Origin of the sequence: Bacteroides sp. 14(A), assembly GCF_000526555.1 — a bacterium.
GTDB lineage: Bacteria > Bacteroidota > Bacteroidia > Bacteroidales > Bacteroidaceae > Bacteroides > Bacteroides cellulosilyticus.
This window is the reverse complement of record NZ_JAGH01000001.1, coordinates 280,522-303,897: the sequence shown is the minus strand read 5'-3', so window position 1 is coordinate 303,897 and position 23,376 is coordinate 280,522. Positions and strand designations below refer to the sequence as shown.

The 23,376-nt window shown below is 40.9% G+C and carries 17 protein-coding genes; all 17 read right to left on the bottom strand.

Going from position 1 to position 23,376, the window contains the following annotated elements; genetic code table 11:
• Positions 1 to 46 precede the first annotated feature (46 nt).
• A complete protein-coding gene (locus K429_RS30155) occupies positions 47 to 256 on the bottom strand; it encodes a DUF5043 domain-containing protein (protein ID WP_022208488.1) in 210 nt (69 codons plus the stop codon).
• A 31-nt stretch (positions 257 to 287) separates the two neighbouring features.
• Positions 288 to 833, bottom strand: coding sequence for a DUF5043 domain-containing protein (locus tag K429_RS0101075; RefSeq protein ID WP_025725765.1), 546 nt, complete (start codon positions 831 to 833; stop codon positions 288 to 290).
• Positions 834 to 874: 41 nt separating this feature from the next.
• Positions 875 to 1,393 (bottom strand): DUF5043 domain-containing protein, encoded by a 519-nt coding sequence (locus K429_RS0101070; protein WP_007210535.1) that lies wholly within the window; start codon positions 1,391 to 1,393, stop codon positions 875 to 877.
• Positions 1,394 to 1,418: 25 nt separating this feature from the next.
• Complete coding sequence (locus tag K429_RS0101065) at positions 1,419 to 1,898, bottom strand: hypothetical protein (protein WP_007210536.1); 480 nt, start codon at positions 1,896 to 1,898, stop codon at positions 1,419 to 1,421.
• A 10-nt stretch (positions 1,899 to 1,908) separates the two neighbouring features.
• On the bottom strand, positions 1,909 to 2,340 hold the full coding sequence (locus K429_RS0101060; protein WP_044096279.1) for a hypothetical protein: 432 nt from the start codon (positions 2,338 to 2,340) through the stop codon (positions 1,909 to 1,911).
• A gap of 889 nt (positions 2,341 to 3,229) precedes the next feature.
• Complete coding sequence (locus K429_RS0101055; protein WP_025725762.1) at positions 3,230 to 4,408, bottom strand: PepSY domain-containing protein; 1,179 nt, start codon at positions 4,406 to 4,408, stop codon at positions 3,230 to 3,232.
• A 93-nt stretch (positions 4,409 to 4,501) separates the two neighbouring features.
• Positions 4,502 to 5,899, bottom strand: coding sequence for a DUF4374 domain-containing protein (locus K429_RS0101050; RefSeq protein WP_025725761.1), 1,398 nt, complete (start codon positions 5,897 to 5,899; stop codon positions 4,502 to 4,504).
• A gap of 48 nt (positions 5,900 to 5,947) precedes the next feature.
• Positions 5,948 to 8,245, bottom strand: coding sequence for a TonB-dependent receptor domain-containing protein (locus tag K429_RS0101045; protein ID WP_369796066.1), 2,298 nt, complete (start codon positions 8,243 to 8,245; stop codon positions 5,948 to 5,950).
• Positions 8,246 to 8,574: 329 nt separating this feature from the next.
• Positions 8,575 to 9,783 (bottom strand): family 43 glycosylhydrolase, encoded by a 1,209-nt coding sequence (locus K429_RS0101035; RefSeq protein ID WP_197031225.1) that lies wholly within the window; start codon positions 9,781 to 9,783, stop codon positions 8,575 to 8,577.
• Positions 9,784 to 9,861: 78 nt separating this feature from the next.
• Positions 9,862 to 11,733 (bottom strand): FISUMP domain-containing protein, encoded by a 1,872-nt coding sequence (locus K429_RS0101030; RefSeq protein WP_025725758.1) that lies wholly within the window; start codon positions 11,731 to 11,733, stop codon positions 9,862 to 9,864.
• A gap of 27 nt (positions 11,734 to 11,760) precedes the next feature.
• Complete coding sequence (locus K429_RS0101025; RefSeq protein ID WP_025725757.1) at positions 11,761 to 13,224, bottom strand: pectate lyase; 1,464 nt, start codon at positions 13,222 to 13,224, stop codon at positions 11,761 to 11,763.
• Positions 13,225 to 13,447: 223 nt separating this feature from the next.
• Positions 13,448 to 15,547, bottom strand: a complete 2,100-nt coding sequence (locus K429_RS0101020; RefSeq protein ID WP_025725756.1) for a RagB/SusD family nutrient uptake outer membrane protein — start codon at positions 15,545 to 15,547, stop codon at positions 13,448 to 13,450.
• A 13-nt stretch (positions 15,548 to 15,560) separates the two neighbouring features.
• Positions 15,561 to 18,794, bottom strand: coding sequence for a TonB-dependent receptor (locus K429_RS0101015; protein WP_025725755.1), 3,234 nt, complete (start codon positions 18,792 to 18,794; stop codon positions 15,561 to 15,563).
• Between the two features lie 243 nt (positions 18,795 to 19,037).
• On the bottom strand, positions 19,038 to 19,964 hold the full coding sequence (locus tag K429_RS0101010) for an AraC family transcriptional regulator (protein WP_007217109.1): 927 nt from the start codon (positions 19,962 to 19,964) through the stop codon (positions 19,038 to 19,040).
• Positions 19,965 to 20,097: 133 nt separating this feature from the next.
• Positions 20,098 to 21,396 carry a glycoside hydrolase family 105 protein gene (locus K429_RS0101005; RefSeq protein ID WP_025725754.1) on the bottom strand — a complete coding sequence of 433 codons (1,299 nt, stop codon included), beginning with the start codon at positions 21,394 to 21,396 and terminating at the stop codon, positions 20,098 to 20,100.
• Between the two features lie 24 nt (positions 21,397 to 21,420).
• Positions 21,421 to 22,230 carry a rhamnulose-1-phosphate aldolase gene (gene rhaD / locus K429_RS0101000; protein WP_007210553.1) on the bottom strand — a complete coding sequence of 270 codons (810 nt, stop codon included), beginning with the start codon at positions 22,228 to 22,230 and terminating at the stop codon, positions 21,421 to 21,423.
• 101 nt (positions 22,231 to 22,331) lie between these two features.
• On the bottom strand, positions 22,332 to 23,363 hold the full coding sequence (rhaT, locus tag K429_RS0100995) for an L-rhamnose/proton symporter RhaT (protein WP_025725753.1): 1,032 nt from the start codon (positions 23,361 to 23,363) through the stop codon (positions 22,332 to 22,334).
• Positions 23,364 to 23,376 lie beyond the last annotated feature (13 nt).

The following is a 23,376-nucleotide window of genomic DNA, read 5'->3' as shown; positions in this document are numbered from 1 at the left end:
TTAGACTCTTGTGCCCACCAATAAAAGATATAACTTAGTTTTTTCCCTACGTCCTTACTTCATCCACTTTAGCAGTACTTGAATTACTCTTATTGTAAAGTATAACCAAGTTATATGAGGGTATGTCACACTGATAAGTATAACCACTCTCGTTGAATGTTTTAGTAGTGGTATAATAATTCGTCTGTGCATGCAAATATGACACATAGAATAAGATACAAATAGAAACAATTAAAGTTCTTATTAGCAAATTCATACGCACAGACGATTATTAATTAAATGACTTACTATTTAGGTTCTTGCGCCCACCAATAAAAGATATAATTCAATTTCTTTCCCACGGTAGTCGGAGTATACCAAATATTTTTTTTGATTTCGGTTTCAATCTTGCGATAAACAGAAACAGGAATGGTGGCAAAAGGATCGGATTTGTGAAATTCAAAGCTTACTTCATCCACTTTACCAGTACTTGAATTTATGTACATAATTATATTGAAATCATGTCCTTTTATCCTTTGCTTCTCACTGGCTGAAAATGCGGAATTAACAATAGAAAAACGTTTTGAACGTGTCCAAGTGTCGCTTTCAAGTAATTTAATACCATCACCAGCCTCATCTTGCACAAAATTTTTGCCTGTATCCTTATAAATAGAATGAACATAGATCCATTTATTACTCTTATTGTAAAGTGTAACCAAGTTATATGGGGGTATGTCACACTGATAAGTATAGCCACTCTCGTTGAATGTTTTAGTAGTGGTATAATAATTCGTCTGTGCATGCAAATATGCCACATAGAATAAAATACAGATAGAAACAATTAAAGTTTTCATAAGCAAATTTATATGTACAGACGAATTATTTAAACTAACCACTACTTAGGCTCTTGCGCCCACCAATAAAAGATATAATTCAATTTCTTTCCCACGGTAGTCGGAGTGTACCAGATATTTTCCTTTATTTCGGTTTCAATCCTACGATAAACAGAAACGGGAATAGTGGCGTAAGGTCTAAAATTTGGAAACTCAAAGCTTACTTCATCAACTTTACCAGTACCTGAATTTATATACATTATTATAGTAAAGTCATGCCCCTTTATTCTCTGTTTCTCACTAGCAGAGAATGCGGAATTGACAATAGAAAAACGTTTAGAACGTGTCCAAGTGTCACTTTCAAGCAGCTTAATGCCATCACCGGCTTCATCTTGCACAAAGCTTTTACCTGTATCTTTATAGACCGGATAAATATTTATCCATTTATTGCTCTTATTATAAAGCGAAACAAATCTAGAAGCAGCTACATCGCACTGATAAGTGTAACCGTTCTCATTAAATGTCTTGGTAGTGGTATAATAATTCGTCTGTGCATGCAAATATGTTACACAAAACAACATGCTAATAATAATAGTTTTCACCTAATTATCGTATATTTACAAGAGTTTCAAAGCACTTAATTTTTCCTACCACTGAAGCATCTCCCTCTTTAATTATCCTAATAGATAATTTAGTTGTTACAACTATACTTTTTGCATTCAACCACTTTTCTTTATTCTTTAGAGTAATGCCAAAACATTTTTCTTCATTTGGATTCATCCAACTCATAGAACGATATTTCTTTAAAGTATCTGCTTTTTCATCATATTCCCACATCAAAAACATCGCGTCATCAGAAAAAGGACTTTGCGGGCTTTCCCTAATGTAAATAATACTACCATCAAACTCATTCGTGCCAATACGACCATTAAATAGTCCAAATGATTTGCTGCTACTTTCGTTTTTTACTTTTATAAGTAAAAACTGTTTCTCTTTTAAATAAGACACATCCACCTTTAATTCATTTTGAGATAAACACAAAGTAGAAAATGTGAACGAAATTAATATGCAAATAATATATTTCATAATCTATAATTTATTTATATTCTTCTATTGCTATTTTATATTTTTGTTGATGTAACCACAACCCATACTCTCTTTCAATGCTATATGAATCCGTAACATTTTTAACTGTTTCAATTTCATTTGTATAGGCATTAATATCATTTAAATAATACTCCGGAGGCAAAGTAGTAGCAACCATAAGTTCTGTATATTTAATATATTCATCCAAACTCGTTCCACTAGAGTGTGAGGAGTTGTATTCTTCTATATGTAATGCTCTTAAATAATTCATCAAATTATCAGGAGGAGTATCAAAATATCTTATACTATTTAAATTTTGCAACTTAGAATCCCAATCTGTTTCACTATTTACATCGTTGCGTATATGATAGATTTCATGATAGATGTTAGAGCAAATATTATTATCATCCCAAAACATGTATTTTTCATATTCTGATTTCATTTATTTTGTCGGAACAAAGGTAGAACATTATTTACAGACAAATATGCCCTTACAAAATTGAGACGCAAGCATCAAATTCACAACCACCTATCTATCAACCAATTAATGTTTTACAAACAGAAATAAATACTCTTTTTATAATAATTATTACTCTAAATTCTATAGTTCAGCATCACTTTTGTAAAACCATAAGAAAACACGACTCTTATTAGCATACAGCTATTCGGTCGTTTTTTCACTTGCAAGCTACACTAAATGCGGAATCGGACTTGCCTGAAATTACATTGCTTGTTGTAGATAAGAACAAGCAATGTAATCATTCATTGCATTGCTTATTCTGGATCATAACACCGCTTGTTTTCAGATGTTATTCAATAAGTATTTTTTCTTCCTGCAGTCTTTCAGTTTTTTCCAAACGCCCTGTTCATCGGCATTTCAGCTGAAAGATACCTGAAACTACTATAAGGCGGGAAGTTTCAGCCGTAACGTCGATGAACAGGGGATTCCGTGAGGCCTGAAAGAACGGAAAGAACTTTTTACGGAAAAATAGTGGATGCAGAGTGATAGTTCATAACAGGTACAGAAATGAGTCAAATGGTCAAGTAATGCTATCTTAATTCTCCTCCAGTTGGAGGAGGGGAATTGAGATACTCTATTTACTTAATATTGGAATTATCATTTAGCTCATAACCGAAAAGAAATACCAAAAACTATCCGATATATATCGCTGGAAAAACAACTATACTTCGCTAAAAAGAGAGGATACACGGGAGTTAAGCTGCCGAACCGGCACTTTTATCTCTTTCCTTTACGACTGTTAGGGAAAAATGTAGTATCTATTTATTCTTTCCACCGTGGTGGAAAGAATAAACCTTTGCAGAAAAATACGCTAATCTTCCGCAGAAAGGAACTTAGGAGATGCCGGTCTCCGTTTTATCTTCTTACGTATCCACAGGTAATATCCGGTTAGCGGAAGACTTGCGCCTATCAATGCTGCAACGAAAGTCAGTATCCGCGTCAGCATACCGCCCCAACTGCCCACATGCACGGAGTAAATCCAGCCACGGATTTTGCCGGAGTTATCCAGGTCCTTATAGAGAGTAGTTTCGGTAATCTCGCCATTACGGGGATTGAACTTATAACGGTCTGTTCCCCGTTGGTTACCGAAACGGGGGACAGCAACACTGGCAGAACCGTCGGAAACACTAATCTGCTTGTAGTCTGGATTTGCCTCGGCCAACTGTTCATATACCTGTTGCCAATTAGTATAAGGAGAATACCTGTGTGCGCCACGGCCTTCCCTACCCTCCGGTTTACCGTCCCGCTTACCGCCTTTGGCGGTCGCATTGGCTGCCGCGTTGCCGTGTCCCATACTGGGCTGCACTTCCACGCCAAAGGTTTTATAAAATCCTGTCCTGTACCACTGGAAAGACCACGTCAATCCTGTAAGAGCCATAGCCAGCAAGAATACAAGTGCATACATTCCGCCCGCTACATGCAAGTCGTACCAAAAGCGACGCCAACCTTTATTCGCTACAATCTTCAGACTGTTCTTCAATGCCTTGCGCGTACGCGGCCACCAGACGACTACACCTGATATCAGTACAAACACGAACATCAACGTACTGGTGCCGACAATCATCTTCCCCCAGAAGATGCCGCCATCCTGCTTCATGCTGTCCAGCAACCAACGGTGCATCCGGAACATAAAGTTGAAAAAGGGCGCCCGTTCATACTTCCCCGTAATCTCACCCGTATACTGATCCACATACATAGATGCACGACGAGGTTTGGAAAGCGTGACTTGGTAAGCCCGTTCAGGATCAGACGAAATATTAACGCCGGTCACTGACACGCTATCGGGCAAGGTTGCCGCCACTTTAGTCATCAATTGCTCCATGGGTAGCGGAGCAGCCTCAACCTTTTTCACAAAGTAGAGCTCACGATGGCAAAGTTCCATCACCTCTTTCTCGAATACCAGTGCTGCACCCGAAAAGCAGATCAACGTAATCAGTATCCCGAAAGGAACGGAAAGCCACAAGTGTATATTACGGAATATCTTTCTCATTATGTCAATTTATGAAGTTCGTAAAAAAGAGCCTGGCCGGCACATACCAGCAGGCTCTTTATCCCTAATTATAATCAATGAATGGTTTTGCACTTATTTAGTAGGTGTCAACCGACCCACACCGCTGATCTGAGTAGCTTCAATGGTAACTCCCTTCGTTGCAGTGGCGCTCGACGGATTGATCTTGTAGATGGCAGGATAACCCTCGGTTGTCGTTACAGTCAGATAAACATTGCCATTTTCGGTATAAGGCGCGTTGCCGAAACCGGAAATCAAATTAGTCTCAGGCAAGCCGGTTACATAAGTCAGCCTCTTGTCACCTGCCTTGAAGATGGCCAGTTGATTCGCAGTAAAATCTTCTTCAGTCAAAGGACGGTCATACATCAACATCAGGAAGTAGTCACCCGTAATGTGCCAGCAACGGAGGAAAGATTTTCCGCCACTTTGAGCTTCCAGATCACAATAGTAATCATCAAAGTCTTCCGTGCCGTTAGGAATACGTACTACACCGGCAGGCAAAGTAGTCTGTTGGCGCACATCATCCATCGTCTTTGCAAAACTGGGAGAGAAAACGTAGATATCACCGTTGTCTGCTTCCCAGATTGTCTGGTAATACTGAGATTTATTGCGTCCGCAAGCATAGCTGATTTTATCTGTACTGATCAGTTTCTTGCTGGTAAGAGTCTCATCATCGAAGATAGCTACCCAACATTCATTCGGATATTGCGTCCATTGCAACTCTCCTTTTTTATAGCTGCTGCTGTTTGAGCCACCGTCTTCCTTTTTTATCAGGTCTTGATTACCCGGTAACACCCATTCGCCATTATTATACGCTGCGCCATACTGGCTCAGCCCCATCGGAACAGCTGCGCTATAAATCTTGCTGCCGTGTTGCAAAATACCAGCCAGCGTCACAAACTCACCATTTCCCAGGAAATTCTCTGAGAGATAGGCCTTATTTTGAGTGTCATTGGTCTTATAAGTTTCGGCCTCTACATCCAGATAAGAAAGCAGGAATGTTTTAGGTAAGTAACCGTTATCATCGGCATACCCCGTATATCCGTCACCTGTAGAAGAAGTGATGATATATCCCTCGTAAATACCATAGCTGGTGAACCGCTTCACTGCATACTCGCCCGACCGTGCCACCATTTCATAATTTGAATTCATGACGAATGAACGGGTAGTACCGGCATTACCTTGATTGTAGGTCAAACCATACAGATATTGATCTTTATAAAATATCCACTGTGACGCACCGTCATTCACAAGGCCATTGTTTATGGCGGAAACCGTTCCTTTATCCAATGTTTCGGAAGTCAGCAGAACGTTCGTAGTATTTCCCGAAGCTGTCACTGAGGATGCTATCACATACTCACCTCTACCTTCGGTGCCACCACCAAGGCTCGGCTCATTGTCAGTACATGCTGTCAGCACCAGTCCGGTTATTGCTGTTGCAAAAAATCCAGTCAAAAAGTTATTCTTCTTCATCTTACTTTTACCTTTAATTTTAATCTAAACTATATAATCTATGAATCTTTAGTTACCAAAATACACACGCACTTTCCCGTAGAATGCCCGCCCGGGCTTCTGAAGACTGAAATTGTCATACAGTTTCTCGTTCGTAAAATTGCGGCACTCAAACGACAAATTATACCGTCCGTTGCGCAGACTATAAGAAAGCGCCAGATTGTGCGAGAACTGATTAGGCACCACATAATCGTTCTTATTCGATCCGATATTAGATGAATAATAAGTAAAACTATGCAGATACTGGTTGTCATAGGAAACCGTCAGCGTATTACCTTTCTTCCAAAGGTTGCGCCAATAGAACGTCACATCCGAATCGGCAAACATATACGGCAGATTGGGCATACGCTCTTTATAGGCAAGATTGGCCGCACTGCTGGAGATCGAGGTCTTCATGTTGTCACGCACGTTCATCTGCGTAAAGTTTCCTCCAACACTCAGCCATCTTCCGAAACCATATCGGGCGGAAACATTAAAGCCTTTCGTCAACACCTTACCATAATTTATATAGGTAGCAGCTGATTTACCTCCACTCAGGTCGGCAATGTTACGCTGAATATAGTCTTTTGTATTACGGTATATCAAGCCTCCTTCCACATATACGGAGTGTTTCCCGAATGTCCGGGTATAGCTGAGGTTAAGGTTCAGGTTGTCGCTATTCTCAGGCTTGATGCCGATATCTCCCATTTCCAGGTCTTCATCACCGAACATTTCTTCAATAGTAGGCAGTCGATAGGCTTTCTCATAGGACAATTTGGCCTGAAGGCCGGGCAATATGAAATAGGTTCCGGCTGCACCATAACCCATGGAACTCACATCGCGAGTAGTGCGCACATACTCACTCTGATTACTGGATGTAGCTATCGGCCCTCCTACAAACTGGTGGTAATATTTGCCGAATACGGAGAAGTTCCAGTTTTCAGACGGCATCAGGCGATAGGACAGGCCGGAAATATTCTTGCGAGTTTCCTTGGCAATAGCCTCTTTTTGCTCTTCCTTGGCAAGCAGCGAGGTGTTAGAACGGTGGAAAGCATTCAATACATGATTGAAAGTCAGCATCTGTACCCTATTGATGCGGTAGTTCACAGTCAGCGTACCATTCCAATTGTTATTGTCCGCCCGTGAATATTGATAAGACTGTTCACCGGGAGAGTTCATCAGCGCCTTCTGCCCATACCAATTGTACTTGTATGAGGCAGTATCCACATTAGTGGTTTCATTCTTATTGTAATTGACGGTCAGTGCCACATCCAGACCTTTGGTGAGCAGGTCACGCTTGCTATATTCCAATGAAGGCATCAGTGAATGACCTTTACGATGCTTCTGACCGTATACGATTTCCTGACGGACACCGGTCTGTATATCCTTATACATGTGCGAATAGGTGAAACCCAGCAACAGACGATCCGCCCATTCCTTATCTACAAAACCAATCTTTCCGATAATGGCTTCGTTATGGTACGTATCGTTGAAGCGCTTTACGCGCACCTTCTTATCCCTGTCAATTCTGCCGGTTTCGAAATCTTCTACCGGTGCCTCTACATGATAGTCGTTATCCGAATAATTCTGGAAAGCATTGATTTCATAAGTAAAACCATTCTTGAAGGTTTGTCCGAAGTTGACGTATGATTTATGTGTATTAAATGAGCCATAAGAATAGGAGGCATCCAGAAACCAGCGGCGACGTTTCTTGTTAGTTACAATATTGATGACCCCACCGATAGCATCGGTACCGAATCCCACAGGTACCACTCCTTTATAGACCTCAATCCGATCGGCAAAGTTCACAGGAATATTGTTCAGTCCGAAAGAATTTCCTACGCCTTCCTGCGGTACACCGTCAATGAATACTTTGACGTGCTTTCCACTGAATCCATCCAGCATGAGTTGCATATCCGAACCCACACCACCCGATTCACGAAGTTTCATACCTGGTGCCTTGGTTAAGGCGTCACTCAGATTCTTAGTAGTGTTCTGTAACTCTTTCGTATCGACAGCCACTGCATTAAAGGCTGATCTCTTCAAACGGGTCACCCCTGTAGAAACAATGGTCACTTCGTCCAACTGCTGTGTCTCGGGAGTAATCGTGAGGTTCTGTTTCACCCGCTCCCCTGCAATCAGCTTCACTTGTTTCTCCACTGTCTTATAGCCGATGGCAGACACGACCAATGTATAGTTACCGGCGGGTGCTTTTATATGGTAAATACCTTCCTGATTGGTAGTTCCACCATAACTGGTACCCTTCAGGTAGACAGTCGCAAAATCAACGATTTCCTTCTCAGTAGACAGTATCTTACCGGAGATCATTGCTTTGTCTTGTGAAAAGACAGATAATGAGGGAATTAACAAGACAACGAGAACGGAGAGTTTTATTATATTTGCTTTCAATTTACAAAGAGTTTTATACGATTAATAAATCGCTGCAAAGGTCTTTATAAAAGGGAGGCAAAACAATCGCTATATGCAGGTAAATTTCCAATCGGAATATCAGATAGGAGTATACGCCGCAATCGCTATTAATAGGTATATTGCATTAACACAAAAGAATCCAATCATAGTTCTTTACAAAAAAAGAGGCGGCATACTCATAATGAGCATCCACCTCTTCATCCACTAACTAACCTTATTACCCCTATTTATTTTTCTTTCCAAATCTTATTCCAACTATTCTCCCATGTTCCCCGGTCTTTCTTATCTACAAAAGGTTGTTCTTTCGCTGGATAAACCAGACCATCAGAAGTAAAGTCAGCACGGATAAATCCGATTTTCTCCCGGAAATGAGATTGGCTGTCATTGCCGAAATAGCTGCACCACCAATTACCTTCTTTATCTTTAAAGAATCCGGTGCCACCACCGCAAGGTATCGATTCATGGCGTTTTTGATAGGGTCCGTAAACATTATCAGAAATTGCCAAACAAGTAGAATATCTTCCTTCATAATTGTCAGCCGCTCCCAGATAGTATTTCCCATTCCGCTTGAACAATACCGCGCCCTCATGTCCCAGATCATTCATACCACGACCTACACACTTCTTAGCATGATGGTCCGGATTATGATCCGGTTCAGTCAGGACAACCTTACGAAAGGGTTCAGCCAGGCCACTCATATCATCTTTCAACAGAGCAATCTCAGTTGCCTTCCCGTATGTGAAATAGACTTTACCATCCTCATCCTCGAATAAAGTGGCGTCAATTCCCTCAACAATGGGACGATCAATAGTAAAAGCGTTTACGTAAGGCCCTTCCGGCTTGCCTGTACTACTTTTCAATATTCCAATCCCATCCGGGCACATGCTGAAACAGATGAAATAATTGCCTTTGATGTAATGAATTTCAGGTGCCCAAACAGCACGAACTGCACGTTTCGGGTGCTTACGCCATGCTTTCACCCAATCGTCCGCTTCCTTATCAATATCCCAAACCAGACCTAAATACTCCCAATTATGCAAATCCGCAGATTTCCACAGTTCTATACCCTCAGCCCAAGCCCAAATATTATCACCGGAGGAACCTGTAAGATAGTAATTTCCATCGCCACCCAAAGTTACAACTCCATCACGCAAATGTAGTTCCCACGCAGGCTTAATGGGAGGTACCAATCCTTTTTCCACAGCTGAACCCGTACACATCCGGAGATTTCCTTCCTGATATTCCGGACGGGGATGATTACCATAGTATACAACTCCTTCAGTACCACTTCTCCAGCCTCCACGACCATCTCCCTCTACAGGCATTCCCGGTCCGCTAACGCCAGAGAACTGTTTAGCCCACTCTATTTGTTCTTGCGGTGCAATATATGTATCTTCCTGAGCAAATGCCCAACAGGAAAACAAACAATTTACCACAAGAAGGAGACTCTTTCCAAAGCTTGAATTAAAAGAAAACATTCTCTGATTCACTCTCATGTTTTTCTATATATAAAATTAATCTACTTTTACACAACGCACGGAGAAGGCATTGGCACGGCTATTCTTCCCTGCCGTATCTACCTTATCCTTGCCCACGTTCATGTAACTTGCATCTGCCCCATTGGATGCGGAGGCTGTACTTTGCCAATAGTAACCGGATTTCTCCGCATCCTGAAGTTTCCCTGTTTTACGATTACGTAAGCCACCAAGCGGATACCACAACTCCTGTCCATTATAATTTAAAGAGTAACCTAAATTCTCCGCATCCCAATTAGAGGTAGAGAGAAAAACACTCGCCTCAATGCCGGATGTAGAAGAAGATGAATTCAACCATGTATCACGTGGTGCAACCATATAACCTTCAGGACAAGGATCGTATACAGATTTCTGAATAGAAGCAACTGACGGATAATCATATCCTTCGGGATTTCCCCAGAGAGCATTATCACCCCAATAGAGCCAGTCATATGAATAATAGTAAGGTGGGGTGGAAACATTACTCTTGGAACGTGAATACTTAATATACGTAGCCGGATTCCGGACAGAATAGGCCACCGTACCTCTTTCTTCACTACCACTTTCTATTTTCAGGCTAACTACCCCACTCTGGTCATACATCTCAGCTTCAGTATTCTTTCCTATTTCACAGGTTGTTACAAACGGGTCCTTACGCCCCCATTGATAAAGTAACCCTATGGCTCCCGCATCACCCGGAGTAACAGAAACAGCACCCAGATTACGATCCATAACTGTATAACTATTGCCTTTGCTATTTACTCCGAAAGGCTGATCTGCAACATCAGTTACCCAAATATGATAAGACCAGAGAATAGTAGCATCTTCTGCATCAGGATCTTCCATGTCATAAATAGCGACAACCGCATTACCCGGTTGCCCATTCAAAGTAGCTGTAAAAGATTTACGGTCGGAAGATAATGACACATTGCTTATAAAATCGGTAGAAACATCATTCCAAAGTAATTTGGCAGAACGAGCTAATCGGCTATCGTCCGAAGCATGATTCTCGTAAGTGTACTTCAGACTGGTAGTATAGTAAGGAGTACAATCAACAGTTACTGAAGTTGTACCGGGAGCCACTATGATTGAATTGGCCTTACCATAATAATTGGTCACCGATACCCATTCAATGCTCTCTAAAGCAACAGAAAGTACTTTACCGCGTTCAATGCTCTTTCCGTTCAAGTCTACAGAGCAAGTCCCCATTCCTTTAGGAGAAACAAGTGTTATATCCAACGTACTGCTCAATGCCATCGGCGGAAGGGCAAGATACAGTTCCTGACCTTCGGATATGTTTATATCGCCTTTCAACATAAGTGTTTTAGATGTATTCTCCAGGAAAGTAACCTGTCCCGTCGTTGCATCTACACGTACATCTCCCGCAAGCATATCGTTCTTGGACTCAAAAGTAACGGAGGTAAGAGAAGCAAAATCTTCATTAGCCGGAACTATCAGTTTCAATCCTCCACAGGCTGCATTCATTTTCATATTATTCAAACCGTCATTATCCGTTAGGCAATAAAGCGGACAAGCGGACTGGTCTATCGCACCTTGTGTATAAGTCTGAACCGTCGGTAAAGAATAATCCAGATTATTACCCGAAAGTTGGGCATTAGCAGGATAATAAATCAGATATTGATTGGCAACAGGAACATCGTACATACTAACGCATGCATTCGACAATACAGAGTATTCCGTTCCATTGATGCCTATTTTTTCTCCGGTCTGGATTTCTACCTTCAATTCATCTTCCTGATTAAGGGTTAAAGTAAACGAATTGGGCTGTTCATAAATTAATTGTTCGGTATCGTCACAACTAACCATAATTACCACTAATGCAGCAACGAGATATTTTATCAGTGTTTTCATACTGTTCCTTCTCCTTATGTTTAAGAGTTAATTATTAAGTTTAGCATCAAGTGTAAAGATATAGTTTTCGATATTCGTATAACCGTTGTTTGCTATCTTTGCAGCATCAGAGGGGTCATTCTTATCCAAGCCATATTTGTCTTCAAATTCATCAGGCATACCGTCATTGTCGCTATCCAAAGGTTTCTCCCCGTTTTGAATAGTACCTACACCTCCCAATGAAAACTGCTGTACATCTTGTTCATTCTGAATAATCGTTCCCTTTTTACCCAGTGAAGTCAGCTCATCAATCAGATATTGGTCCACTTCGTCACGAACCGGAAGACTGGCACCTACATTCTTTACAATCCAGTTATAGGCTTCTGTTGCAGATGTTTGCTGGCTAATAGCAGGATGTTTATCCGAAGGCGCACTCAGGAAAGTAGGTTCCCCTTTGCAATATTCGGCCCAGTTGGCTTGCGTCAGTTCAAAACCATTGAGCGAACCATCCTTATCATTATCATAATAATTTCCTTTATAATAAGCTCTAAAGTCGGCATTACCTCCCAGAAACGGCGGAGTAGGACCCATCGGAACTTTTTCCACCTTAATAGAGTTATCTTCTTGTCTTACATTCTGCCAGTTGTCCACAGGCCCTACAATGAAGTAGTTATCCTCAATAGTTGTTTCCGACTGACCGGACGAATCACCGCCCATATTATAAGCGGCACCACTTCCCCAGTTATAAACCACATTGTTTACAAACTGATTCAGACCTTTCACTTTCGGATTACGTGTTTTATTATCAGTATAAAGATTACGGAAAAGGGTAATGCCTGATTCTGTATCTGTTTGAATCAAACCACCGCAAGAATGATTTTGTAATCCCTGACCAAGAATTGAATTCTGAATGGTAATATTGCGTGGAAGTGTTCCTTTACTATCCCAGTTGATGGAGAAGTTTTCATCACGTCCCCAAGTAACAGATAAATGATCGAAAATCATATTTTCACCATTTGCTATTCCGGCAGCGTCTTTTCCATCAGGCCCATTCGTTCCCATACGGATACGCAAGTAACGACAAATCAGATTACTGGCTCCAGTAAACGAAACGCGGTTACCATAAAGGACTACACCATCTCCAGGAGCTGTTTGAGCTGCAATAGTCAGATTCTTGGAAAATACAAGTGCCTCTTTCAGGTTGATAATACCTGCAACATCGAATACAATTATCCGGTCGGGTTTACTTACTGCAGCACGCAATGAGCCTTCTTCTCCGTTGTCTTCCAAAGTAGTAACATGGTAAACGTCACCACCACGACCTCCTGTTGCCCCGGCTCCATAACCTTCAGCACCGGGAAAGGCCAAAACTTTACCATAATCAGGGAAAGGACCGTCGCTGCCTTTCTTTATAATAACTTCAATATCATTATCACTGCAACTCATTCCTAATGTTGCAATAAGGAGTAAAACCCCGGCATTCTTAAAGAAATTAAATAGAGTAGTTTTCATTTTTAGGTTGATTTATACAGGTAAACATTTTGTTGTTCGTTAAAAGCAATAAAGATTGCTGCCTCTGTCCGGAAGGACAAAAGCCAATCTTTTAATAGTTGAAATAAATTACGAGAAAGATTGAAAAGATATAGCCTTAAATTCGTAAAGTCGATTACCTATTGCAGGATAAACACCTCTGCGAATTTAAGGCTATAGACATTAAAAGTATGTCAAAGAGTGGTTATTCACCGCTTTGTAAGTAGCCTGGATGTTGTGTCAGGTTAGGATTGTCAATCATCGGATGTCCGGAAGACTTAGCAGCAAAAGGTAATAATTCACATTTGTTTTTCTCAAAACCATAATACAAGCCGTCACTACCATCTGCAGCCTCAATCCAGTTCGGATAAGTACCACCATTTTCCGCAGAACCGGTCGGTTTCGTATAGATAATATTACCTATCTGCAAAGCATTATAACCATTGGTAAATCCTACTGCCTTACGTGCGTTACCATTATAAGTACTTGTATAGGCTTCGAACATATTGACGGGATACCATTTATCTCCATCGGCCATAGTTATACCGTGTGCTTTCACAATGTCTGCCAATGTTTCCTGGAAAGCATCATACTCAGCAGAATTAGTAGGCACAGCTTTAACCAAAGCTATTTCATTAGCATCTGTCAGATCAATATAATCTAAGGCCAGGAATTTATCACCATAAGCCTGAGCATCTACCTGGAACTTATACAAACGATATACCGACACATCCGCATACTCATTTCTGCGATCAGAAAGATCTTTCATCGCCTGTTTACAAGTAGCCAACTCATCAGCCAGCCTGTTCATACGAGTTAAATCGCTACGTAATGTAAACTCACCAGCAAATTCCCACTTACGTTCCTGAACAATAGCGTCCTCAAATTCCTGTTGTCCAGTAGGTATTTCCATAGAGCCAATACCGGCACGTTCGCGAACTTCTTTCAAAGCATCTTTAGCGGCTTGAGTCGGTCCATTATTCAAATAGTTCTGAGTTTCAGCATACATAAGCAATACATCTGCATAGCGCATAACAGGAATATTCAAGTTACGTTGTGATGCTCCTGCCGGTTCTACACACCATGAAATACGGAACTTACCCGGCATGATACAAGAGTAAGTAGTACCGACATCTACCCATGTGTCGCCAGCGGCACCTTTATTCAGAAAATAAACACTATAAGATGTACAAGAAACATCACGGCGGGTATCGTTCTCATCAAATGACAAATAGTAGGTAGGCAACATGAACTGCATGGCCTTACGCGAACCATACGTACCACCTCTTGAACCCGGATGTGCATATACACCAAAATTAGAGTTAGTGGTAGTACCATATTGGGCAAGTTCCCAAATCATTTCACCACTGGTTGCGGAGAAATTACGTTGACAATAATTATACCATAGGTACTGAAAACCAGTCATATTATTTTGTGCTTTAACCAGAGAGTGTTCGCTACGATTGATAATTGCCTTACATGCATCATCAGCAATCTGATAAAACTCCTTTACCTTAGCATCATCACTACGCCGAGCCATCTGGAGAGTACTCGGATCATTGGTTTCGAAATTCCAACGCAATGAATATCCTCCTGCATAAAGAGCTACGCGAGCCAGCAATGCATAAGCACCTTGTTTGGATAAACGTTCAGGAGTACCATAACCACTTTCACTGTACCAAGGCAAGTATTCTACTGCCTGCTGAAGGTCAGCTACAATTTTATCGTAGATTCCATCCCGAGGTGAACGTTTAGGATAAAAGGTGTTTTCATCCGACGGATCCATCTCTTCCAAGGGTTGAAATATGGAAGGTACATCACCATATATACGGATAAGATTATGATAACAAAACGCACGAATAGCAAGCAATTCACCCATTAAAGCATTGCGTTTGCTCGTTTCCGGCATATTACTCAGTTGACTGATACCGATATTTGTAGATTCGATGATACGATATTGTTCCTTAAAAATAGTAGTGACCGTAGCCGGCATGGTCGGATCATACTTATAGTTACAAATCATATATTTCGAGTTATTTGTAGTACCATCTTCACTGGCATGCATCACTGTTTCTCCCATGCCCAATTGGTAAAACATTTCTGAGTGAATCAAGCCACGATAGCAACCTTGTACAAACATGTCAGCTTTATACTCGTTTTCAAAAACGAAGTCTGAATCTTCTGCCGTTAAATCTGGCATTTCAAGCCAGTCCTGGCAAGAAGATATTCCGAAAGAGAAAGATACTATGGCCAAAGCAATAAATGTCTTTTGTATGCCAGCCAATATGATTGATATTTTTTTCATGATAAATCTTTATTTAGAATGTTAAGTTAAGACCAACAACATAACTTCTTGAACGAGGATAAGTAGAACTATCATAGCCCGGTGTACAAACCACGTTATCATTAGCTGACGATACTTCAGGGTCATAACCCGAATAACCGGTAATAGTAGCCAGATTGTTAGCGGTAAAATAGACGCGTGCATTAGATATCATTATCTTTTGCAACCACTTCTTAGGGAATGTATAGCCCAATGTCAGCTGTGCAATACGCAAATAAGAACCATCCTCTACATAATAAGAAGAAGGATAAGTAATATAACTTGAGTTGGTTGTATTCAAACTCCATTTACGCAGTGATTCATTAGGATTCAACTCTTTAAGACGTGCCAGCGTAGTGGCTTTCTTTCCTGTTGCAGGATCAACCAAACGATAATAATTATTGCCAAATTCAGCCGGAACATTCTGATAGAGAGCATAAGGACTCATACTGTGCTTTGTTGCATTATACACATCATTTCCAATAGAGAATTTCATGAATACACTCAAGTCAAAACCATAGAAAGAGAAAGTATTGTTGAAACCTCCAATGCAATCAGGAGTACCGTTACCTATTTTCACATATTGTCTCGTAAACTGATCGCCAGCTTCATTGTCAGCTGCAAACTTTATATCACCAGGCTGGGGTGTTCCATCAAAAGGTTTCACAACACCATCACGCAAAATGAAAGAACCATCTTCTCCCTGAGTAAAATCATCAGTAGTATAAATGCCGTCATATACGTATCCATACATATCACCCAATGCTTCACCTACCACAGCATAATAGGTTAACGTACCCGAACGGTTACTACCAGCTGCAAACGTCTTATGATCTTCTACTCCTTCTAGAGCCAAAACTTTAGAACTGTTGAAAGCAAGATTCAGGTCAGTAGTCCAACGGAAGTTCTTCGTGTTGATGTTCACCGTATTAAGAGTGATTTCCCATCCACGGTTACGCATTTCACCAACATTCTGATACTGACTTGAGTAACCCGTTGAAGACGGAATAACACAATTCATCAACAAGTCACTGATTTGGTTATTATACCATTCAGCAGTCAAATTCACGCGACTGTTAAACAACGATATATCCAGACCAATATTCGTTGCATGTAAAGTCTCCCATTTCAAATCCTTATTACCCAATGTAGTACCTACAACATAAGCTGAATTATTCTCATTATTACCCATAGGGTAAGTGGTTTGTGAATAGTTAGTGGTATATTTACTACTACCAATAGCATTATTACCAGTCACACCATAACCAACACGAAGCTTTAAACTATTAACTACATTCATCAATTTACTGTTCTTCCAGAAATTTTCTTCTGAAATACGCCATGCACCAGATACGGAAGGGAATACTCCCCACTTGTTTCCTTTGGCAAAATTAGTTGCTCCATCACCGCGAACTGTAGCTGTTAATAAATAACGTTCGTCAAATGTATAATTAAAACGTGCAAAAGCCGAAACAATACCACTGTTTTTATGGCTCGTTGATTGTTCCTTAACTGTTGCATCAGTAATATTATCCAGTCCATGATTTGGATAAGGGAACTTGATAAGTGTCATCTTATCACTCTCACTTTCTGAATAAGTAACTTCATGACCCATAAGAACATTTACCTTGTGTTTCTTGGCAAAAGTCTGGCTGTAATTCAAGGTATTGGTTACTTGCCATTTATATGACTCTGAATTACTGATACTACCGTTTATACCAGTATTACTGGGATCCATTATATAGGAAGTAGAATTCTCATCGGCAAAAGAAGTAGATTTACTATGCGACCATGTATAACTACCTGCTGTTCTCCAAGTAAAATGTTTCAGGAAGTCAAATTCCAGACCTGCATTTACCGTATATAATTTGGAACGTTTATTCGAAGTAGAAGCATCATTCTGTACAATCGGATTAGCAGTATCAAAAGAAGCATCAAGTCCCGAGAAGTCCGGATAAGTCTGCGTATAGAGCAAATCATCACGGGTAAACATGCTTCCTCCATTAATAGGCTGAAGAAGTACATTCTTCATTCCGGAATAAGCGCCACCACCATCTGTCGAATTGCCTGAAAACATTGTGTTAAGATCAAAACGAACCCCTTTATAAAGTTCCGTATTAACCTTCGCACGGATTGAATTCTTCTTTATACCATGATTAGCAAGCAAACCTTCCTGATCACTATAATTATAACTCAACATCACCTGGGTCTTTTCAGTTCCAGTAGAAACATTGACATTATGATTTTGTGTCAGGGCTGAACCTCCAAATACTTCATCTTGCCAGTCGATGCCATAAGCATCTCCATATTGGCTATTGATACGTCCATAAACTCCTGAATAAAAATCACTGGCATCAATACCTTTTCCATTATCAAATACATTACTCCACACTGCTGTTTTACCTTGCAGTTCTGCCATCTCATATTGATACTTCACAAAATCCTCAGCATTAGACATCATATCCAGTTTTTTGGAAAGTTTGTCAAAAGAGAAGTAAGTATTATAAGTTATCTGTGTCTTTCCTTTCTTACCGGACTTTGTCGTAATTAACACAATACCGTTAGAACCACGTGAACCATAGATAGCAGTGGCCGATGCATCTTTCAAAATATCAATGCTTTCAATATCATTCACATCAATATTGGTCAAAGCATCACTCATTTCAAAACCATCTACAATATAAAGAGGTTCCGTGCTCTGAGTAATAGAAGTACCACCACGGACAGTGATATTAATACCAGCACCAGGTGCACCACTTTTTGTGACGATGTTCACACCTGCCGCCTTACCCTGCAAAGCCTGAGCAGCTGTTATTGCCGGAACAGCTGCTAACTCACTGCTTGAAACAGAAGAGGTAGACCCCGTCAAATCTTTGCGCTTCACCTTTGCATAACCAATAGCAACAACTTCTTCCAACATCACACTGGATTCTTTCAATGTAATGTCAAAATGCGTTTTGTTACCGATTATCACCGTATGGTTGTCATAACCGATAAAAGAGACTATCAACTCCTTGGCAGAAGCTGGCACAGAGAGTTTAAAGTTACCATCCATATCAGTAATTGTACCGACAGAACTATTACCTTTCACCGTAACAGAAGCACCGATTACCACGTCAATTGCATCCCTGACGGTACCGGTAATCGTTTTGTTCTGAGCTAAAATGCTTAGAGGACAGCTTATTAATATGAGCATTAATAAGCACAGATTTTTGTGTAAGATTCTCATAGATTATTAATATAATTGATTAATAAATAAATTCAAGCCTAACAAATTACACCATGACCGTTATCGGACACAGAACTTGTGTCAGCAAAAATAGAAACTCTTACGTCTATATAAAATGCGAATTTTGACCGAAACACTTTTGCTTTTGATTTTATTCATGAAAAGAAAAGCACTTCAGAAGCTAAATCAACAGATTCACAAAGGATTAATAATGATTTTGATCTAAGACTAAACGTTTTGATTTTACAATAAGTCCTCTTCTTCTACATTGGTTTCACGCCCAAAAGATCTATATTCCAAGGGGGTAAATCCAGTACGTTTTTTGAAAAGAGAGAAGAAATGCTCAGTGGATTTATAATCGAGCATAAAAGATATTTCCTTGACAGACTGGGATGTACCTACTAACAACTGCTTTGCTTTACGGAGTTTCAATTCCTGAAAATATTTGGCAGGTGCATATCCCGTATAATCCTTAAAAACCTTGCGAAACCAGGAATAGCTAATATTCAGTTTCATAGCCAATTCTTCCGGATCAATATCTTTGAACACATTTTCATTCATAATGATTTTCGCTTGTTCAATCTTTTGATCAACATCACCGACCTCAAAAATCTTATTCTTAGAAATGGAAAGGATCATTCCTATCATATGCAACACAATACCAGAAAGATATTGCTGAGAAGAAATCTTATCAGCTTCAGCAATTTCCAATGCACGCGAGAAAAGAGTAACTAATTCCTCATTCAATCCTACCTCTAATACTTGATTATCTTTAGAAAGGAAACCACCTTTCAACATATCATCTATGACCGGTCCTTCAAAACCAATGTAGTATTCATTCCATCCTGTCTGCTGGTATGGGTGGTATGTGTGCCACTGTCCGGGAAACAGCACCATGAGCCTTCCCTTACAAACTTGCTTCTCAGGAGTGGTCTCAGAGGTAAATAATCCTCGACCTTTAGTTATGTAAACCAGCTGATACTCACGTAAAACACGTCCTTTTTGAGCATTGAAGAAGTAACCAGAAGGATGATCCTTCAAGGGATAGGGAGAATTCGGCTGGATAGACTGAAAGCCTACAGTATTTACCCACAGACCGAATTTCTGGTCCATGTCATTTACAATCAAGTACTTAAATTCAACCCCTAAATCATTATAGTTCTTAGTCATAATACGTGTTTTTACAGGATAGGATAGGTAAGGGCAAAAATAGAAATTATTTGCGAATAAAAAAATGTCCGCTCCGGGTTAATTCTAAAAATATACCGGAGCGGACTAATAAATACGAATAAAGAGAAAGAGTCTATTTCTTTACGACAATCTTATCATATTGTTGTTCGGCCTTGATTTCTGTATACTTAGGTGCATCTATCATCTCGATAAGTGCACGGAGTACAGGGCCTTCACCCATAGGATCGTTCTCCTGGGTAGGACGGTTGTAATAGTATGCCACAGAAGGCATAATGCCGGTTCCTACACAAATAGAAGTTACATCACCATCATCTGAGATTTTTTTCATCATACCCTTCAAACCTTGTTCAGCCACATAGATAAAGTCCGGATGCAACCAACCCTCCTTCACACCACGGGCAATACCGAACACAAACATAGCGGTACCAGTGATTTCTTCATAAGAATCTTCCTTATCCAGCAATTGATGCCAAAGTCCGTTCTTACCTTGATAGCGTGCTACACCACTGGCTTGCTGGCGGAAATTTTCAATAACCGCTTCACGCATCGGATGATCTTTCGGCATCATACTGAGCAAATCAGCTTGTGCCATAAACACCCAGCCGTTGGCACGGCTCCAGTGAGCTACTCCATGTTCCTTATTGTCTGTATGATAACAGTGATAATAAATCTGCTTTTCAGGACACCAGAGATAGCGATTATAATTCAATACCTGATTAGCGGCATCATTGAAATACTTCTCATCACCGGTCAACTTACCCATACGTGCCAAAAAAGAAATTGCCATGAACGCATCGTCCGCCCAGATAGTATTAACGTGTGGCCAGATGCGGGCAATGGTACCATCAACCAGACGAGGTTCACCATAATTCAGATGTTCGGCAGTCTCATTAATGTAACCCAGAAATGAATCATTAGGATACTTCAACTGCAACTCTATCAAACTGGCTCCCATCGGTCCATTATCGTCCAGACGTTTGCCACGGAAGATCATGTGCCAACTCAATTTGCGGACAGCATTCCAACCATCCCGCTTAAAAGCTTCATCATATTGTTTACGGAAGAAATCAAGGTTACCTTCGTTGAATACGAAGTTCATATTCTTCAAAACATATTTCTCATACTTCTTATCACCGAGCTTATCACCCAGTTCCATCAAAGCCATGTTTGTTACCCCATTGGTATAGTGCCAGTTATTATACTTGCAAGCAACCTTTACATCCATATCAAGAGGTAACTTCTTGACGGACTTATATATCTCACCAGTCTTCGTATTCTTGAACTCGTATGTAGTGCTGGCAAGAATGCGGTCTGCAATCTTTACGGCAGCTTCTCTTGCCGTCATCTTAGTTTGGGCGGTAAGGGTTGCCACTGCCAACAGCAGGGCGAGGGAAAAGAATGTTCGTTTCATGATATTTGTTTAAGTACTTGATTATCATTTAGGAAGATTAAATGCGCGAGTCATTTCCTGCATTTGCTCCTGACTCATACCATCAGGCTCAAAGCCCATGTTTTTGGCAGCAATATAAATCAAGGCAGATTTATTCAATACATCTACCTGATCGAAAGCAGACATAACATCCACATCTACAGCAAAAACACCATGCTTTTCCCACATAGCCACGTCATAATCTTCAAGTTGTTCAATAGTTGCTTCCGCCAGTTTCACGGAGCTTGGCAGTTCGTAAGGAATGATGCCTAAACCACGCGGACAGAAAGCCTTTGTTTCAGGAATCATACTCCAAAGTAAATTGGTAGCCACATCTTTCTCCAGGAATTTCTTGCAATGCGTCATAGCAATCAGTTCGATAGGATGGGTATGCAATGAAGCTTTATAGGGAGATCCTTTCTCAATCAAGCGATTGTGCACACTAAGATGGGCAGGAAGTTCGGAAGTAGGCATCACCGGATGATCGGCAATGATGACATAGCTGGCACAGTCATCCAGAATACGAATTACAGAACCGTGCTCCATCGGCCAACGGGCCAGATCGCGCATCCGTTTATTGGTGCCCTTGCAATAGAAATAGCAATCTTTCAGATACGGAAGAGTAGCACCGATTTGTTTCACTTCGCTGATGGCAGGCAATGCTTTTATTTCATCGTCTACAAATTCAGTAATATTCAGGGTGATATTACCGCCATTACGTTCGGCCCACCCTTTTTGCCAGAGATATCCGGCAACCTCTGCCACTTGATTGACTGCATAAGTCAATGCCGGACGGTTTTCGAGAATTGATTTCATTATAATAAATTAAGTTACGGGTTACGAACTACAAGCTACGAGTTGCTGCGCTATCATACCGAAAGGCACTTGTAACTCGTAACTCGTAGCTATATATACTATTACACTTGTGCCATTGCCACCACAATAATAGAAGATATCAGAACTACCAACCCCAGAATAAGAACCGCAATCGTAGTATTGCTGACACCTTTCCATTCCTTCAACAGAATTCCCCAGACATTGCTGAACGTTACGTTCAATGACATCAGGATACTCCAGGAGAAAGCAAGTAGTACAGGACTGTCTGTCAGGAAGCTCTTACCCATTTCAAGGCCGAAGAACTGGGAATACCACAATACGCCTGCAAGCGCACAGAACAACAGATTATTCGTCAGTACCGAACCTTTCACAGAAAGATATTCCTTACCCGTCTTATTCTTGATATTCTGCCAAATACAGTAAGCGGCATTCGTACAGAAACCTCCAAGAGTTACCAGGAAAATTACAGGTAATCCGGCATAGAGCGCTTCTACTCCACCAGCCAAAGCAGCCTCTTTTATCGGTGTTCCCGCATCCAGACCGAGAGCGAAACAAGCGCTCATCACACCTGCCAACAGAGCCACAAGCAGCCCCTTTGTCAGAGCAAAATCCTTAACGGCAGCGCGTTTCTCCTCTTCCGTCATATTCTTGGAACGAAGACTACCGGCATATCCGATAATAGCAATACCTGCCAACGTGATACATACGCCGATGAGCAACATCAGTCCTTCACCATGAAGCAAGTCTTTTCCGACAAACAAAGCTGGGAAAAGTGTTCCGAAACCGGCGCACGTACCGAGGGCAATACTCTGTCCGAGTGCTACACCCAGATAGCGCATACTCAAACCGAATGTCAGTCCACCCACGCCCCACAGAACGCCGTAAACCATTGCAGGCAAAGCGCCTCCGGCCCCCCAAAGTTCAATCAGCGAACTTCCCGCCGGAATGGCAAGCAACGCACCTAACAATGGGAAAACAAGCCATGCAAAGATTCCCTGTACAAGCCAGAAACTCTCCCACGACCAGTTTTTCACCTTGTTAATGGGTACATACGAACTACTCTGTCCGAAGCTCCCGATAGCTATAATCAACAATCCTATCAGTGTATTCATGATAATAACGTTT

Coding starts and splice junctions, on each gene's coding strand:
- K429_RS0101055 (WP_025725762.1), bottom strand. CDS start 4,408: ATGAGAAAGATATTCCGTAATATACACTTGTGGCTTTCCGTTCCTTTC.
- rhaD (WP_007210553.1), bottom strand. CDS start 22,230: ATGAAATCAATTCTCGAAAACCGTCCGGCATTGACTTATGCAGTCAAT.
- K429_RS0101075 (WP_025725765.1), bottom strand. CDS start 833: ATGAAAACTTTAATTGTTTCTATCTGTATTTTATTCTATGTGGCATAT.
- rhaT (WP_025725753.1), bottom strand. CDS start 23,363: ATGAATACACTGATAGGATTGTTGATTATAGCTATCGGGAGCTTCGGA.
- K429_RS0101025 (WP_025725757.1), bottom strand. CDS start 13,224: ATGAAAACTACTCTATTTAATTTCTTTAAGAATGCCGGGGTTTTACTC.
- K429_RS0101050 (WP_025725761.1), bottom strand. CDS start 5,899: ATGAAGAAGAATAACTTTTTGACTGGATTTTTTGCAACAGCAATAACC.
- K429_RS0101015 (WP_025725755.1), bottom strand. CDS start 18,794: ATGAGAATCTTACACAAAAATCTGTGCTTATTAATGCTCATATTAATA.
- K429_RS0101020 (WP_025725756.1), bottom strand. CDS start 15,547: ATGAAAAAAATATCAATCATATTGGCTGGCATACAAAAGACATTTATT.
- K429_RS0101030 (WP_025725758.1), bottom strand. CDS start 11,733: ATGAAAACACTGATAAAATATCTCGTTGCTGCATTAGTGGTAATTATG.
- K429_RS0101065 (WP_007210536.1), bottom strand. CDS start 1,898: ATGAAATATATTATTTGCATATTAATTTCGTTCACATTTTCTACTTTG.
- K429_RS30155 (WP_022208488.1), bottom strand. CDS start 256: ATGAATTTGCTAATAAGAACTTTAATTGTTTCTATTTGTATCTTATTC.
- K429_RS0101045 (WP_369796066.1), bottom strand. CDS start 8,245: ATGATCTCCGGTAAGATACTGTCTACTGAGAAGGAAATCGTTGATTTT.
- K429_RS0101060 (WP_044096279.1), bottom strand. CDS start 2,340: ATGAAATCAGAATATGAAAAATACATGTTTTGGGATGATAATAATATT.
- K429_RS0101005 (WP_025725754.1), bottom strand. CDS start 21,396: ATGAAACGAACATTCTTTTCCCTCGCCCTGCTGTTGGCAGTGGCAACC.
- K429_RS0101070 (WP_007210535.1), bottom strand. CDS start 1,393: ATGTTGTTTTGTGTAACATATTTGCATGCACAGACGAATTATTATACC.
- K429_RS0101010 (WP_007217109.1), bottom strand. CDS start 19,964: ATGACTAAGAACTATAATGATTTAGGGGTTGAATTTAAGTACTTGATT.